This window comes from Nocardia sp. Marseille-Q1738 (assembly GCF_965283145.1).
On record NZ_CBDIMS010000006.1, the window covers coordinates 23,943 to 38,401 of the forward strand.

At 69.8% G+C, this 14,459-nt stretch carries 16 protein-coding genes; 12 read left to right on the plus strand and 4 right to left on the minus strand.

Annotated elements, in window-relative coordinates; all coding sequences use genetic code 11:
- The first annotated feature begins 45 nt into the window (after window positions 1-45).
- The 8 genes from ACWPXK_RS21745 (at window position 46) to rdgB (ending at window position 6,490) form a co-directional block, all read left to right on the plus strand.
- On the plus strand, window positions 46-1,113 hold the full coding sequence (locus tag ACWPXK_RS21745; protein ID WP_454198020.1) for a P1 family peptidase: 1,068 nt from the start codon (window positions 46-48) through the stop codon (window positions 1,111-1,113).
- 107 nt (window positions 1,114-1,220) lie between these two features.
- The gene (locus tag ACWPXK_RS21750; protein WP_454198021.1) at window positions 1,221-1,652 is read left to right on the plus strand and encodes a Mov34/MPN/PAD-1 family protein; all 432 of its coding nucleotides are present in this window, start codon (window positions 1,221-1,223) and stop codon (window positions 1,650-1,652) included.
- 15 nt (window positions 1,653-1,667) lie between these two features.
- On the plus strand, window positions 1,668-1,940 hold the full coding sequence (locus ACWPXK_RS21755; protein WP_454198022.1) for a MoaD/ThiS family protein: 273 nt from the start codon (window positions 1,668-1,670) through the stop codon (window positions 1,938-1,940).
- Window positions 1,941-1,948: 8 nt separating this feature from the next.
- A complete protein-coding gene (locus ACWPXK_RS21760; RefSeq protein WP_454198023.1) occupies window positions 1,949-2,911 on the plus strand; it encodes a PLP-dependent cysteine synthase family protein in 963 nt (320 codons plus the stop codon).
- Between the two features lie 65 nt (window positions 2,912-2,976).
- On the plus strand, window positions 2,977-3,699 hold the full coding sequence (locus tag ACWPXK_RS21765) for a rhomboid family intramembrane serine protease (protein ID WP_454198024.1): 723 nt from the start codon (window positions 2,977-2,979) through the stop codon (window positions 3,697-3,699).
- 69 nt (window positions 3,700-3,768) lie between these two features.
- Entirely contained in the window at window positions 3,769-4,533 is a 765-nt protein-coding gene (locus tag ACWPXK_RS21770; RefSeq protein ID WP_454198025.1) for a cyclic nucleotide-degrading phosphodiesterase, read from the plus strand.
- Window positions 4,534-5,111: 578 nt separating this feature from the next.
- Window positions 5,112-5,882 (plus strand): ribonuclease PH, encoded by a 771-nt coding sequence (rph, locus tag ACWPXK_RS21775; protein ID WP_454198026.1) that lies wholly within the window; start codon window positions 5,112-5,114, stop codon window positions 5,880-5,882.
- Complete coding sequence (gene rdgB, locus ACWPXK_RS21780) at window positions 5,882-6,490, plus strand: RdgB/HAM1 family non-canonical purine NTP pyrophosphatase (RefSeq protein ID WP_454198027.1); 609 nt, start codon at window positions 5,882-5,884, stop codon at window positions 6,488-6,490. Before rph ends, rdgB begins: the two co-directional genes overlap by 1 nt.
- Window positions 6,491-6,507: 17 nt before the next feature.
- Here rdgB and ACWPXK_RS21785 read toward each other — a convergent pair whose 3' ends face one another.
- The gene (locus ACWPXK_RS21785; protein WP_454198028.1) at window positions 6,508-6,873 is read right to left on the minus strand and encodes a DUF3817 domain-containing protein; all 366 of its coding nucleotides are present in this window, start codon (window positions 6,871-6,873) and stop codon (window positions 6,508-6,510) included.
- Window positions 6,870-7,328 (minus strand): transcriptional regulator, encoded by a 459-nt coding sequence (locus ACWPXK_RS21790; protein WP_454198029.1) that lies wholly within the window; start codon window positions 7,326-7,328, stop codon window positions 6,870-6,872. The genes ACWPXK_RS21785 and ACWPXK_RS21790 overlap by 4 nt, the downstream gene beginning before the upstream one ends.
- A 442-nt stretch (window positions 7,329-7,770) precedes the next feature.
- On the opposite strand from ACWPXK_RS21790, the gene trpD reads away from it, so the two are divergent.
- Both trpD and ACWPXK_RS21800 read left to right on the plus strand, forming a co-directional pair.
- The gene (trpD, locus tag ACWPXK_RS21795) at window positions 7,771-8,832 is read left to right on the plus strand and encodes an anthranilate phosphoribosyltransferase (protein ID WP_454198030.1); all 1,062 of its coding nucleotides are present in this window, start codon (window positions 7,771-7,773) and stop codon (window positions 8,830-8,832) included.
- Window positions 8,833-9,003: 171 nt separating this feature from the next.
- Window positions 9,004-9,294 (plus strand): hypothetical protein, encoded by a 291-nt coding sequence (locus tag ACWPXK_RS21800; RefSeq protein ID WP_454198031.1) that lies wholly within the window; start codon window positions 9,004-9,006, stop codon window positions 9,292-9,294.
- Window positions 9,295-9,304: 10 nt separating this feature from the next.
- Here the strand turns inward: ACWPXK_RS21800 and ACWPXK_RS21805 are convergent, their stop codons facing one another.
- Window positions 9,305-9,580, minus strand: coding sequence for an Lrp/AsnC family transcriptional regulator (locus tag ACWPXK_RS21805; protein WP_043722599.1), 276 nt, complete (start codon window positions 9,578-9,580; stop codon window positions 9,305-9,307).
- A 5-nt stretch (window positions 9,581-9,585) separates the two neighbouring features.
- The gene (locus ACWPXK_RS21810) at window positions 9,586-11,862 is read right to left on the minus strand and encodes a DEDD exonuclease domain-containing protein (protein ID WP_454198032.1); all 2,277 of its coding nucleotides are present in this window, start codon (window positions 11,860-11,862) and stop codon (window positions 9,586-9,588) included.
- A 572-nt stretch (window positions 11,863-12,434) separates the two neighbouring features.
- On the opposite strand from ACWPXK_RS21810, the gene ACWPXK_RS21815 reads away from it, so the two are divergent.
- Entirely contained in the window at window positions 12,435-13,004 is a 570-nt protein-coding gene (locus tag ACWPXK_RS21815) for a C40 family peptidase (protein WP_454198033.1), read from the plus strand.
- 219 nt (window positions 13,005-13,223) lie between these two features.
- Complete coding sequence (locus ACWPXK_RS21820) at window positions 13,224-14,288, plus strand: NlpC/P60 family protein (RefSeq protein ID WP_454198034.1); 1,065 nt, start codon at window positions 13,224-13,226, stop codon at window positions 14,286-14,288.
- The last annotated feature ends 171 nt before the right edge of the window (window positions 14,289-14,459 follow it).

Sequence of the window (14,459 nt, forward strand, 5' to 3'; positions counted from 1 at the left end):
AGATCGGCGCGGTCGACCCGCAGATTCGCGCCGTGAGGAGTAGAGATGGTGAAAGCCGAGCCGGGGGAGAACAATTCGCTCACCGATATCCCCGGAGTGCTGGTCGGTCATCACCACGTCCTCGATCCCGACGCCGTACTCGGCGCCGGGGCGGCCACCGGATGCACGGTCGTGCGTGTGCCGGGCGGCGCGGTGGCGTCGGTGGACGTGCGCGGCGGCGGGCCGGGGACCCGCGAGACCGACCTGCTCGATCCGATGAACACCGTCCGCCAGGTCGACGCGGTGCTGCTGACCGGCGGCAGCGCCTATGGTCTCGCCGCGGCCGACGGTGTGATGCGCTGGCTGGAGGAGAACGGCGCGGGCATCGCGATGGATCCGGCCGACGCGAGCCGGGTTGTCCCTATCGTTCCCGGCGCGGTGATCTTCGATCTACCGGTCGGGGCGTGGGACATCCGGCCGACGGCCGAATTCGGCTATCGGGCGGCGGAGGCGGCGGCGGTCGATTTCGCCCGCGGATCGGTCGGCGCCGGCGTCGGCGCGCGTGCGGGATCGATCAAAGGTGGGGTGGGGACCGCGAGCGTCGTGCTGAGCGAAGGCGCCGCCGCCGGGATCACCGTCGCCGCACTGATCGTGGCCAATCCCGTTGGCTCGGTGTTCGATCCGCGCACCGGGTTGCCGTGGGGGTGTGGCACCGACGGACCCGACTACTTCGGTCTGCGCGCGCCGACCGCCGAACAGGTGGCCGCGGCCAATGCGCTGCCGGTGAAAGGCACAGTGCTCAACACCACGATCGGCGTCGTGGCGACGGACGCTCCGCTCGATCCGGCCGGGTGCCGACGGGTGGCGGTCACCGCGCACGACGGCCTGGCCAGGGCGATCCGTCCCGCGCATTCGCCGCTCGACGGGGACACGCTCTTCGCGCTCGCCACCGGGACGGCCGAGGAGAACTCCGACCTTCCGCTGCCGCCCGCCTTTCCCGCCGATCTGCTTGTCCTGGACGAGATTTGCACGGCGGCCGCGGTGTGCGTCGAACGCGCCGTCGTCGACGCGATCCGCTCGGCGCGCGCGGTCGCGGGCATCCCGGCCTACCACGACATATTTGGTGTTCGATAGGCGCTGCAAGACAAACACAGGACCGCCGATAGGGCTAGGGGAATAGCCGAATATTCTGGCTCGTTGTCGACTGCGATGGGTCGGCGTTGCGGAAAGGTGTGCGACTCGTGCTGGTGATCAGGGCCGACCTCGTGGAGGCGATGGTGGCGCACGCGCGCGCCGATCACCCCGACGAGGCCTGCGGTGTCATCGCGGGGCCGGAGGGCTCGGATCGACCGGAGCGCTTCATCGCCATGGTCAACGCCGAGCGTTCACCCACTTTCTACCGCTTCGACTCCGGCGAGCAGTTGAAGGTGTGGCGCGAGATGGACGAGGCGGACGAGACGCCGGTGGTGATCTACCACTCGCATACCGCCACCGAGGCCTACCCGAGCCGGACCGACGTGTCGTATGCCTCCGAGCCGTTCGCGCACTACGTGCTGATCTCCACCCGCGACCCCGAGCAGCACGAGCTGCGCAGCTACCGGATCGTCGACGGCGAGGTCACCGAGGAGCCGGTGCGGATCGTCGACGCGTATGAGAACCAGACCGATGCCTGAAACCGAGGAGTACCCATGCCGGTAACCGTGTCCATCCCGACCATCATGCGCGGCCTCACCGGAGGTGAGAAGCGGGTGCAGGCCGAGGGCGCCACGCTGGCCGCGCTGATCGACGACCTCGAGGCCAACCACCCGGGTCTCGCCGAGCGGCTGCTCTCCGGCGGCAAACTCAACCGCTACGTCAACATCTACGTCGACGACGAGGACGTGCGTTTCGCCGGTGGTCTCGAAGCCGAGGTACCCGAGGACGCGAGCGTGACCATCCTGCCCGCCGTCGCCGGAGGCTGACCGATCCCGTGGCGCGTTACGAATCGCTGATCTCGACCCTCGGCAACACGCCGCTGGTCGGGCTGCGCACCCTGTCCCCGCAATGGGACGGCGAGAACCACGTGCGGTTGTGGGCCAAGCTGGAGGATCGCAACCCCACCGGCTCGATCAAGGATCGGCCTGCGCTCCGCATGATCGAACAGGCCGAGGCCGACGGGCTGCTGCGTCCCGGGTGCACCATCCTGGAACCCACCAGCGGTAACACCGGCATCTCCCTGGCCATGGCCGCCAAGCTCAAGGGCTACCGGCTGATCTGCGTGATGCCGGAGAACACCTCGGTGGAGCGTCGGCAGCTGCTCACCATGTTCGGCGCGCAGATCATCGATTCCCCCGCGGCGGGCGGCTCCAATCAGGCCGTCGCGCTGGCCAAGCAGATCGCGGCGGAGAACCCGGACTGGGTGATGCTCTACCAGTACGGCAATCCGGCGAACGCGCTGGCGCACTACGAGACCACCGGCCCGGAGATCCTGGCCGACCTGCCGGAGATCACGCATTTCGTCGCGGGTCTCGGCACCACGGGCACGCTGATGGGCACCGGCAGGTTCTTGCGCGAGAAGGTACCCGGCATCGAGATCGTCGCCGCCGAGCCGCGTTACGGCGAGCTGGTCTACGGTCTGCGCAACATCGACGAGGGATTCATCCCGGAGTTGTACGACGAAAGCGTGCTGACCACGCGTTTCTCGGTCGGTCCTTACGACGCGGTCAAACGCACGCGCGAATTGGTGCTGGAAGAAGGCATCTTCGCCGGGATCTCCACCGGCGCCATCCTGCACGCGGCGCTCGGTGTGGCCCGCAAGGCGGTGCAGGCGGGCACGCGGGCGGACATCGCGTTCGTGGTCGCCGACGGCGGCTGGAAGTATCTGTCCACCGGCGCCTACGACGGCACTCTCGAGGAGGCGGAAGAGCGGCTCGACGGCCAGCTCTGGGCCTGATTCCCGGCCCGCGCCGGTACCCTCGGTGAGGCGGGGCCACGACCCCGCGCGGCGAGGAGGTGGCCATGACCGGCGCGGGACTCGGGCCGTCGTTCGACCCCGATCGGATCGCGGCGATGCGTGCGCGGTTGGGCAAGCCCATCGGCGTTCCGGCGCCGTCGCCCGCGCCGAGCGGGGGATTCGCCGCCGTCAAGCGGCTGTGGTTGCGTTCCGGGGTGCTGATCCTCGGATTCGTGGGGCTGCTCTACGGCATCGAAACGGTCGATACCGTGGCCGGCGGTCGGCTCGACTACGCGGGCATCGAGCCGCGCGAAGCCGACGGGCTGTCCGGCATCCTGTTCGCCCCGGTGCTGCACGATGACTGGGGTCACCTGATCGGCAATACCTTCCCGGTGCTGGTGCTCGGCTTCCTCGTCCTGCTGGCGGGCATCGGCCGCGGGTTGGCCGCGACCGCGATCATCTGGCTCGTGGCGGGGGTCGGCACCTGGCTCACCGGAGCGACGGGCAGCGTGCACATCGGTGCGTCCGCGCTGGTGTTCGGATGGCTGACCTTCGTCATCTCGCGCGGCTGGTTCGCCCGCAATATCGGACAGATCGCGCTAGGTGTCGTGGTGCTTGCCCTGTACGGCTCGCTGCTGTGGGGCGTCCTGCCGGGACAGCCGGGAATCTCTTGGCAGGGGCATCTTTTCGGGGCGTTGGGTGGACTGTTCGCTGGCTGGGTACTCTCTGGTGATGAACGTCGACACCGCCGCGGGGATCGAGCCGGAGTCAACGCGTCGCCGCGGTGAGCGCGCGGCCCGTCGCGAAATGAGGGGGATCCTTTCGTGAGCCAGAATTCCGCGTGGCAGCATGGGGGAATGCGCCTTACCGTCCTCGGGTGCTCGGGCAGCGTGTCCGGCCCGGACTCTCCCGCGTCGGGCTATCTGCTGACCGGCCCGGACATGCCGCCGACGGTCATCGATTTCGGCCCGGGGGTGCTCGGTGCGTTGCAGCGCTACGCCGACCCAGGTGAGGTCGACATCTTCCTGACCCATCTGCACGCGGACCACTGCCTGGATTTGCCGGGCCTGCTGGTGTGGCGGCGTTACCACCCCACACCGCCGGAGGGAAAGGCGATCGTGCGCGGCCCCTCGGACACGTCGCTGCGTATCGGCAACGCGTCCGCCGAGGTCGGGGGCGAATGCGACGACTGGTCCGACGTGATCGACATGCAGCCGTGGGCCGAGGGAGAGCCGGTCGAATTCGGGCCGGGCCACACCGTCACGGCGCGCCGGATGTTTCACCCGCCGGAGTCCTATGGCCTGCGGATCGAGACCGTCAGCGGCCGCACCTTCGTCTACACCGGCGACACCGCGCTGTGCCCGCAGGTCCGCGAACTCGCCCACGGCGCCGACGTGCTGATGGCCGAGGCGTCCTGGACGCACGACCCGGCCAATCGCCCGCCCGGCATACATCTTTCCGGCACCGAGGCGGGCCAGATCGCCGCCGATGCCGGAGTGAAGGAACTGCTGCTCACCCACATCCCCCCATGGACCTCCCGCGAGGACGTGATCGCCGAGGCAAAGGCGCAGTTCTCCGGCCCGGTACACGCGGTGGCGCCGGGCGAGACCTTCGATCTCTGATCCGGTTCTATCCGACCGTCCGCTAGGCGCGAGCCATTGCGAGCCATTGGCGAGCTAGGCGTGCCCGGCACGTCGGATCGCCGCATGATCGGCCATATCCGCACGGACATCGGGCACTGCGCCCGCGGACTCCGAGCGCTTCAATGCGTGGCATGCGGGCGGCCGATGCTTCTACAGCGGAGTCGCCAGCGGCGGTCCTCGGACACCGTAGCTACCAGTGGGCCGCGATCATCCGGGTCGTGCGATGGCCGCCTCGAGCAACGACACTGGCCCGACTGCCGTTTTCGAGTGAAGCGAGACCGAGCATTGCCCGTTCGCGGCCCGGCTCGCGTGCGAGCGGCCGCCGCGCAAGTGACGAAGTCGCAAGCCGCGGTCCTCCGACACGGTAGCTACCAGTGGGCCGCGATCATCCGGGTCGTGCGATGGCCGTCTCGAGCAACGACACTGGCCCGACTGCCGTTTTCGAGTGAAGCGAGACCGAGCATTGCCCGTTCGCGGCCCGGCTCGCACGCGAGCCATAGGGCCGCGAACACGCGGTGCCGCAGGCACCGCAAAACCAACACAGTAGGCTGTGGCCCGTGTCGAGACGAGCCGATGGCAGGGCGGACGATGAGCTCCGCGAGGTCCGGATCACCCGTGGATTCACCACGCATCCAGCCGGTTCGGTGCTGGTGGAGTTCGGGCAGACGCGGGTGATGTGCACCGCGAGTGTCACCGAGGGCGTGCCCATGTGGCGCCGCGACTCCGGGCTGGGCTGGCTCACCGCCGAATACGCGATGCTGCCCGCCGCGACGCACACCCGCAGCGGCCGTGAATCGGTGAAGGGCAGGATCGGCGGGCGGACCCAGGAGATCAGCCGCCTGGTCGGCCGCTCGCTGCGCGCCTGCATCGACCTGGCGGCCATCGGCGAGAACACCATCGCGATCGACTGCGACGTCCTCCAAGCCGACGGTGGCACCAGAACGGCCGCCATCACCGGCGCCTACGTCGCGCTGGCCGACGCGGTGACCTACCTCGGCGCGGCGGGCGCTTTGGCCGACCCGCAGCCGATCTCGTGCGCGATCGCCGCGGTGAGCGTCGGCGTGGTCGACGGCCGGGTGCGCGTGGACCTGCCGTATGAAGAGGATTCGCGCGCCGAGGTGGACATGAACGTGGTCGCCACCGATACCGGAACGCTGGTGGAGATCCAGGGCACCGGCGAGGGCGCCACCTTCCCGCGCTCCACGCTGGACAAGCTGCTCGACGCCGCGCTGGCGAGCTGCGAGAAGTTGTTCGTCGTGCAGAAGGAAGCGCTGGCGCTGCCGTACCCCGGCGTGCTTCCGGAGCAGGCCGAACCGAAGAAGAAGTGATGACCCGCCGCCTGCTGGTCGCCAGCCGCAATGCCAAGAAGCTGAACGAGCTGCGCCGCATCCTCGACGAGGCGGGCGTCGCCGGTATCGAGATCGTCGGGCTGGACGACGTTCCGCCGTACGACGAAGCTCCCGAGACCGGTGCGACGTTCGAGGAGAACGCGCTGGCCAAGGCCCGCGACGGTGCCGCGGCCACCGGTTTGGCCTGTGTCGCCGACGATTCCGGCCTCGAGGTGGACGCCTTGAACGGGATGCCCGGGGTGCTGTCGGCGCGGTGGTCGGGCGGGCACGGGGATGACGCCGCCAACAACGCGCTGCTGCTGGCACAGCTCGCCGACGTCCCGGACGAGCGGCGCGGCGGGCGGTTCGTGTCGGCCTGCGCGCTGGTGGTGCCGGGCGGCGCGCAGACCGTGGTGCGCGGCGAATGGCCGGGCTCGATCGGACGGAAGCCGGTGGGCGACGGCGGTTTCGGCTACGATCCGCTGTTCATCCCGGCGGGCGGCGACATCACCGCGGCTCAGCTGACGCCCGCCCAGAAGGACGCGGTCTCGCATCGTGGGCGGGCGCTGGCCCGGTTGGTACCCGCGCTGGCCGCACTGGCCGGCTGACGCGGGGCGATTCGGGGTCAGACCCCGAAGTCCTGCTTGACCTGCTTAGCGTTGATGTGCTCGACGAAGAACGACAGCAGCGGGATGGTGCCGGCGAGTAGGGTACCGACGGTGCGCGGGACCGGCCAGCGCACCTTGACCGCCAGATCGGCCGTGACCAGCAGGTAGACGAAGTACACCCAGCCGTGCACCACGGCGATCCAGCTCGGGGTGTGCACGCCGAAGCCGTACTTGGCGATCATCTCACCGGTGAGCAGCAGCAGCCAGAGACCGGTGATCCAGGCCAGCGCGCGGTAGCGCAGCAGCGCCGGGGCGATCTTGGCGGCGTTCGCCGTCCGCGCGGGGGCGACGGCGGTCTCGGTGGAATTCTCGCTGGTGGTCAACCGGCGCTCCTCTCGCGGGTGTGCAGGCGGACCTGCGCATCGATGTCGTTGGCGTGCAGCTCGGCGAGGTACCGGTTGTACTCGGCGAGCACCGGGTCCTCGTCTCGGACGGCCTTCGGGCGCTCGGGCAGCAGGCCCGCCGGGATCTCCTTGGGAGCAACCGGTTTCGCGGCACGTCTGGGTGCGGCGGTACCGCGGCCCGTGTCGGCGGGCTCGTCCTTTTCCTCTTCCTCGGCCTCGCGCTCGAGCCGGACGAACCGGAAGTAGGCGAAGACGGCGAATGCCGCGAACAGCGGCCACTGCAGCGCGTACCCGAGATTCTGGCCGGTGCCGCTCGCGGACTCGTACCGCTCCCACTGCCACCAGGCCAGCGCCAAGCAGCCCAGCGCGGCGACGACCACCAGCGCGATGAGGGCCGGACGATTATGTGCCGAGCGGCGAGGAGGGGCGGACACGCCCTCTACGGTACCCGTTCTACTACGCAGGCCGTAGAGCTGTGTCGGTTTCGCGGGCCTGCGGCGCCGCGTGTTCGCGGCCCCCTTGTGGCTCGCGTCCGAGCGACCGCCGCTGGCGACTGCGTCGCGGACGCGGCGGCCGCTCGGACGCGAGCCGGGCCGCGAACGGGCAATGCTCGATCTCGCTCCGCTCGAAAGACGGTGTCGGGCCGAGCGGTCACCGAAAGCGACAACCTCAGGACCTCGGCGTTCGCCGACCCGGCGTAGCCAGGGCCAAGTGACCGCCGCCGCGGCCGCGTCGCTTGGGCGTCGTCGACTCGGACGCGAGCCGGGCCGCGAACGAGCCAATGCTCGGTCTCGCTGCGCTGGAAACCGGTGGTGGGCCTAGGCTGCTTGCGGGACAAACTGGTGTGCGAGACCAGTGTGACGGGAGAAGTGTGGAATGAGCGTGCGCAGCTGGCCCCAGGTGCTCGGGACTCTCGCCGACGGTGGCGACCTGGCGGCGGACGACACGGCGTGGGCGATGAACGAGATCATGTCCGACAACGCCACTCCCGCGCAGATCGCCGCCTTCGGTGTCGCCATGAAGATCAAGGGACCCACCCCCGCCGAACTGACCGGTCTGGCCGCGGGCATGCTCGACCACGCCCGGCTGGTGCGGATCGACGGTGACGCGGTCGACATAGTCGGCACCGGTGGCGATCGCTCCGGCTCGGTGAACATCTCCACCATGTCCTCGATCGTGGTGGCCGCCGCGGGCGTGCCGGTGGTCAAGCACGGCAACCGGGCCGCGTCGTCCAAGAGCGGCGGCGCCGATGTGCTCGAAGCGCTGGGCGTGAAGCTCGCGCTCGGTCCCGAGGCGGTGGCGCGCTGTGTGCGGGAGGTCGGCATCGGGTTCTGTTTCGCGCCCGTCTTCCATCCTGCGCTGCGGTACGCGGGAGCGGCGCGCAGTCAGATCGGCATTCCCACCGTCTTCAATGTGCTCGGGCCGCTGACCAACCCGGCGCAGCCGCGCGCGGGCCTGGTCGGGTGCGCGTTCCCCGATCTGCTCCCGGTGATCGCGGGCGTGTTCGCCGAACGCGGCGCCAGCGCTCTGGTGGTCCGCGGCAACGACGGTCTGGACGAGATCACCACTTCCGATACCACCTCCGCGTGGATCGTCTCCGGCGGCCGCACCCGCCATGCGACCATCGATCCCACCCGGATCGGCATCCCGCGCGTGGAGCTGGACGCGTTGCGCGGCGGCGACGCCGAGGTCAACGCGGGAGTGGCCCGCGACGTGTTCGCCGGCGGCGGCGCGGCGGTGCGCGACGCGGTGCTGCTCAATTCGGCTGCCGCGATCGTGGCCTACGACTGGGCGCGCGGCGCGGGCGATCCCGACGCCGACCTGCACGACGCGCTGGCCGCGGGCATCGACCGCGCCGCCGAGGCCATCGACAGCGGCAAGTCGGCCGCGCTGCTGGAGCGGTGGGCGAAGCTGACGCAGACGCTCGGCGACAACTGACTCCCCCACCCCGGCACGCTGTTCCCTGCGCTGGCAGGCCCCGAACACGCCGTCTCGAGCGGCTGCTCTGGTGAGAGTGGGTACGCCGGATAGGGTCACACCCGCAATCCGGCGCATAGCTCAGCTCGTCGGGCGCCGCGCCGGTCGATTCGACCGACGAGGAGCACAGACATGCGATACACGGTTTCGGCGCTGCTCGGTGTGCTCGCCGCGACGGGCATCGTCGCTGCCGCGCCTGTCGCCGGGGCGGTCGCGGGAGTTCTGATCATCGACGACACGACCTACCGGGAACCGAGCGGCTGCCTGCACGTCGGCGACGGGTCGGACGTGGAAGTGCGTAACTACACCGACAGCGTCGTACGGATCTACGACTCGCCCGAATGCTCCGGCGACGTGATCGACATGCTCGGGTCCGGCGAGCGCAACGTCTTCCCGGCCTACAGCGTCGAGATCGAAGACTGAGCAGGCCGGGCTACTCCCCCAGCGAGAAACCCGCCTCCACCTCGGCCCGCGAGTACGACTTGAACGCGATGTGCGTCGTCGTGCGCAGGACACCGGGCGTCTTATCGATCCGGCCGGTCACCACTTCGGCGATCTGCTCGTGATCGCGCACCCGCACGATCGCGATCAAGTCCACGTCGCCCGCGCAGGAGTACACCTCGGCGACGCCTTCGGTATCCGCGACCGCCTGCGCGGTCTCGGGGATGCGGCCGTTGTCGGCGTGAATCAGGACGATCGCGGTAATCATGGTGCTCAGCCTAAGCGGTCGAGGTACGCCTGCTCGGTCGGTTGGGCGCGCGCTGCCGCGTCGGCCAACTCCGCCCAGCCCAGCCACCGCGCCGCGCCGTACATCGGCTCGCGATACCCCTCGCTGGTCCGCACGATCCGCACCCCCGGTCGTGCCAACCAGCGCGCCACCAAGGCGACTTCTTCGGGCGAGGCGCCGCGCAACGGCGGAGCGTCCGCGGGCGACCAGGTGTGTGCGGACACGTCGGCGTGGAGCCCGATTCCCAGCGCAGCGTCCAGGTGCGGCCGTGCCGGGGCAGGGGCGTCGGCCTGCGGCCGAATCCGGGCGGCCGAATGCGGCTGGTGGGCGTCTGCGTCAGCCGAGTTGGAGGCAACGGACTCCGGAGTGCGCGGGCCCGGATGCCCACCCGTGGCGGAGCCCGCCGAACCGGGCGAAGCTGCCGGATCCACAGGTGACACGGTCGAGTCGCTGGCCACACAAGAGACTGGGGCGAGCGCGGCATGCGCAGCGGGCTGTCCGGCATGCGCGGACGACCCTGTTTCGCCCGCACGCTCTACCGGCCGCCGCATGCCAGCCCTTTTCGAGCCAGCGGAATCGGTGGCATCCCGTATCGACCCGGCCGAGCCAGAGACTTCCGCCGAGGCCGTCGCGTCGGATTCCGCGATCGGCTCGCCGTGTCGGGGGTGTGCGGACACGGGGACTTCTCCGTCCGCGGGCGCGTGCTCGAAGTGGGCGGAATTGCCTGCGGCAACCACGGTTTCGGCGGCGGCAACGATCTGTTCCACGATCGGCATCGGCGGCACTCCGCGCGGGGCGGTACCGGAACCGGCGAGGCGCCCGTATCGGATGACCGCGAACTCCCAACCGCCGTTGCCGTCCGGATGCGCGGCGATCAGCTCGGCGATTCGCGCGACCGCGGCGAGTCGCTGGGTGCGACGCAGCGCGCGCACCACCTTGACGACACGGTCACGCAACCGCGCCGCCGCCTCGAAATGCTCGGCGCGCGAGTGCCTTTCGATCAGATCGAGCATGGCCCGCAGCGGCGCGTCGGAGCGTCCGGCGAAGAGTGCGCGTACGAGTGCGGGCGCGGGGGCATAGTCCGCCGCCCCGAGCGAGGCCCCGTCCGAGCCCGCCGGACAGCCGCCGACGACCGCGGGCGGGCATTGGTGGACCGCGCCGCGGGTCAGCCGGGTGGTGCAGGTGCGCAGGCCGGTGAACTCCGCGATGATCACGCCCAGATCCGCGGCGTCGTTGCGGGAGTTGAACGGCCCGAGCGCATCCCTGGCCGGTTCCCGCACCACGGAGAAACGCGGGAACGGCTCGTCGGTCAGGGTGAGCCACCATGCCCGCTTCGGGAACTTCGACCGCCGGTTGTACGGCGGGGTATGCGCCACCAGCAGCCGCAGTTCCCGCACTCCCGCCTCGAGCGCGTGCGCGCACACCACGTGGTCGACCCGAAGCGCAAGCGACACCATCTCTTTCATCCGGCCTCTGGTTTCCGAACCGGTGAAGTAGTTGCGGACGCGGCGGCGCAAGTTCACGGCCGTCCCTATATAGAGGACTTCATCGGAAGGACCACGGAACAGATACACCCCCGGGGCGGCGGGCAGATCGGCGGCGAGGAAACGCTTGGAGCGCTGCCGGGGCGTCACGTCGGGGAGGTAGTCGAGCAGTTCGGTGAGGCTGTGCACGCCTTGGTTCCCGACGCGGCCGATCAGCGCGTGCAGCACGTCGACGGTGGCCCGCGCGTCCTGTAGGGCGCGATGGGTCGGCTGGGTGGTGGCGCCGAGCAAACGGGCCAGCGAGCTCAGCCGTACCGAGGGCGCTTCGTCGCGTCCGAGCACCCGCCGCGCGAGCTTCACCGTGCACAACACCTGCGCCGCGGGCCATGGGATGTCGCACTGCGCCGCGGCGGCGCGCAGGAAGGCCATGTCGAAGCGGGCGTTGTGCGCGACGAGCACCGCACCGGCGGCGAATTCCAGGAAGCCGGGCAGCACCGCCTCGATCCGCGGGGCGGCGTACACCATCGCGGTGGTGATCCCCGTGACGTGCACGACCGCGGGCGGTACCTCGCGTCCGGGATTGACCAGTGTGGCGAACTCGCCGAGCAACTCTCCGCCACGCACCTTGACCGCGCCGATCTCGGTGATGCCGTCGGCCCCGGGGCTGGTGCCGGTGGTCTCCAGGTCGACCACCACGAAGGTGGTCTCGTACAGAGGCGTGTCGAGTTCGTCGAAGGCCAGTTGCTTGGCTGCGGTCGCGTGCGGCGCTGGGTCGGACACGGCGTGCAGCGTAGGGCCACGGTCCGACAGGAAACGGGCGCGCGATCTCGGCACGAAATGTCCGAATAACACCGTGCGGATTCGGGGGCGATACCCGGGAAATGATCTAGAAATACCCAAAAGTGACGCAGATCACATATCGGAGATAACTGTATCAAACATTGAGGCGTGTCGAGTGATGCACGGTCGGCTACCGCCGGGCGTGTCGAGCAGATTCGGCACCGTGGCGCCCGAATGACCGACCGTATCGCGGTCTATGGCGATTTCACCACTCCTACCTTGGGAAATTGGCTGATGCACAGGATCGGGGCACCGTGGACTACACCCACTCCGCACTGCGCCCCGCATCCGGGTGCGTCCCGCCATTTCGCCCTCGTTATCTTTCCGTGATTGCGTAGGACGTATCTCACACCGATTCGCCCGCAAATTCGCCGGACGGCGGCTTTTCGCATTCCGCGCTCTTTACAAATCACCGTGATGTCTTCGTAATCTTTTCGAGACCTCACGGAGTCCGACGAAGTCCGCGGCACCACCGGGTGCGGCGTCGTGAGGCAGATTGGGAGTACCGCATCATGACGACCAACGCCGTCAAGCGTCAGGCCCAGCGCGCTGTTGCCGCCGGGGCCGTCGGCGCCGCCACCCTCGGCGCGTTCCTGCTGCCGGCCGCCCCCGCGTCGGCCCAGCCGGTGACCATCCCCGGCGTGGGAACCATCGAGGTTCCGAACGAGATCCCGGTCCCGCCGGGTGTCCCGGGTCTCGAGCTGCCGGGTCCGGCTCCGCTGCCCTTCGCCGCCCCCAAGCCGGCGGGCGAGATCGCGCTCGACGCCGCCCTGAGCAAGGTCGGCTCCCCCTACGTCTACGGCGCCGCGGGCCCCAACTCGTTCGACTGCTCCGGGCTGGTGCAGTGGTCCTACCGGCAGGCCGGCGTCGAGCTGCCGCGCACCAGCGGCGCGCAACTCGCCTCGGGTGCCCCGGTGTCGCTGGACGACCTGCAGCCGGGCGACCTGGTCTCCTTCTACGGCGGCGGCCACTCCGGCCTGTACGCCGGTGACGGCAACATCGTGCACGCGGCCACCTCCGGCACGCCCGTGCAGGTCGCGCCGATCTCCTCGATGCCGATCGCTGGTGCACGCCGGTTCTGAGAAGCCGCTGGTCGGGCCACACATTGTGGCCCGACCGCAGCGCGGATGGCGTGATCATTCCGTTCTCTACTGGACATCGACACACGCCGTTCCGTAACCTAACCGAGACCTTTCGCTGAATACCCCGGGTTCGCGGCTAGCAAACCTCCGGGTTCGGCGAAGGCCTCTGCGTCGGTTTCACGAGAGATCGCTTCACGAGAGAACGGGGCACCACGGGCTGTGGCTGAACATCACCGGATACAGCGCAGGAAACGTCTGGTGGGAGCGACGCTCGCAGCCGGAATCCTGGCCACGGGGCTCTGCGGCGGCGGCCCCGCCGGAGCCGATCCGGTCGCGCTTCCCGCGACGGCCACCGAAGCCGTGCAGCGGATGATCGATCTGTCCCGACAGTCCGAGCAGCTCAATCAGCAAGCGCTGGACGCCGAGACGGAGTTGGACGCCAAACTCGTCGTCCAACGCGACGCCGAAGCCAAGCTGGCCGCCAGCACCGACATGGTCGACCGCGCCCGCGACGAGGTGCGCCGGTACCAGCCGGTCATCGACCGCACCGCGATCGCCGCCTACCAAGGCGCACGCACCAACCGCCTGTTCGCCGTGCTGGTCAGCGACTCACCGCAGCAACTGCTCGACCAGATGTCCACGCTGGACGTGGTCACCGCGCAGACCTCGCAAACTCTCGACCGGTACAAGAAGGCCACCGACGCCGCGACCGCGGCCGAATCGACCGCCCGCGCCGCCGCCGACGCCGCCCGCGCGGCCGCGGACAAGGCCGACGCGGTGCGCAGCGATCTGGAGCGCAAGCGCAACGACCTGGGCAGCGCGATCGCCCAAGTGGTGCAGGCATGGAGCGGGCTGTCGACCACGGACAAGTCGGCGCTGGCGGGCTCACCGTTCCCGCCCGGATACGACCGCGACACCCTGCTGCAGGGCCTGGTCCCCGGCAGCGGCACCAGCGCGCTCGCCGCCGGGCTCACCCGCGTCGGCGACCCGTACGTCTGGGGCGCCACCGGCCCGAGCCAGTTCGACTGCTCCGGCCTGGTCCAGTGGGCGTTCAAACAAGTCGGCAAGACCGTGCCGCGCACCAGTTCCCAGCAGGCCGCCTACGGCACGCCCGTCGCCAAGAAGGACATGCAGCCCGGCGACGTGGTCTTCTTCTACTCCGACGCCTCCCACGTCGGCATCTACGCGGGCAACGGACTCATGCTGCACGCCTCCACCTTCGGCGTCCCCGTCGCGGTCGCCCCCCTGGGCTCGACGCCGTTCCACTCGGCTCGGCGATACTAGGCGCCGTGAGCGAGCGCCAGCGAGCGAACCATCGACGCAGCCGAGCACTCGCTCGTGCCGGAGCCGAGCGCCAGCGAGGCGCAGGCATGAGCGAGCGCCAGCGAGCGAACCGAGAACACAGCCGAGCACTCGCTCGTGCCGCAGCCGAGCGCCAGCGAGGCGCAGGCATGA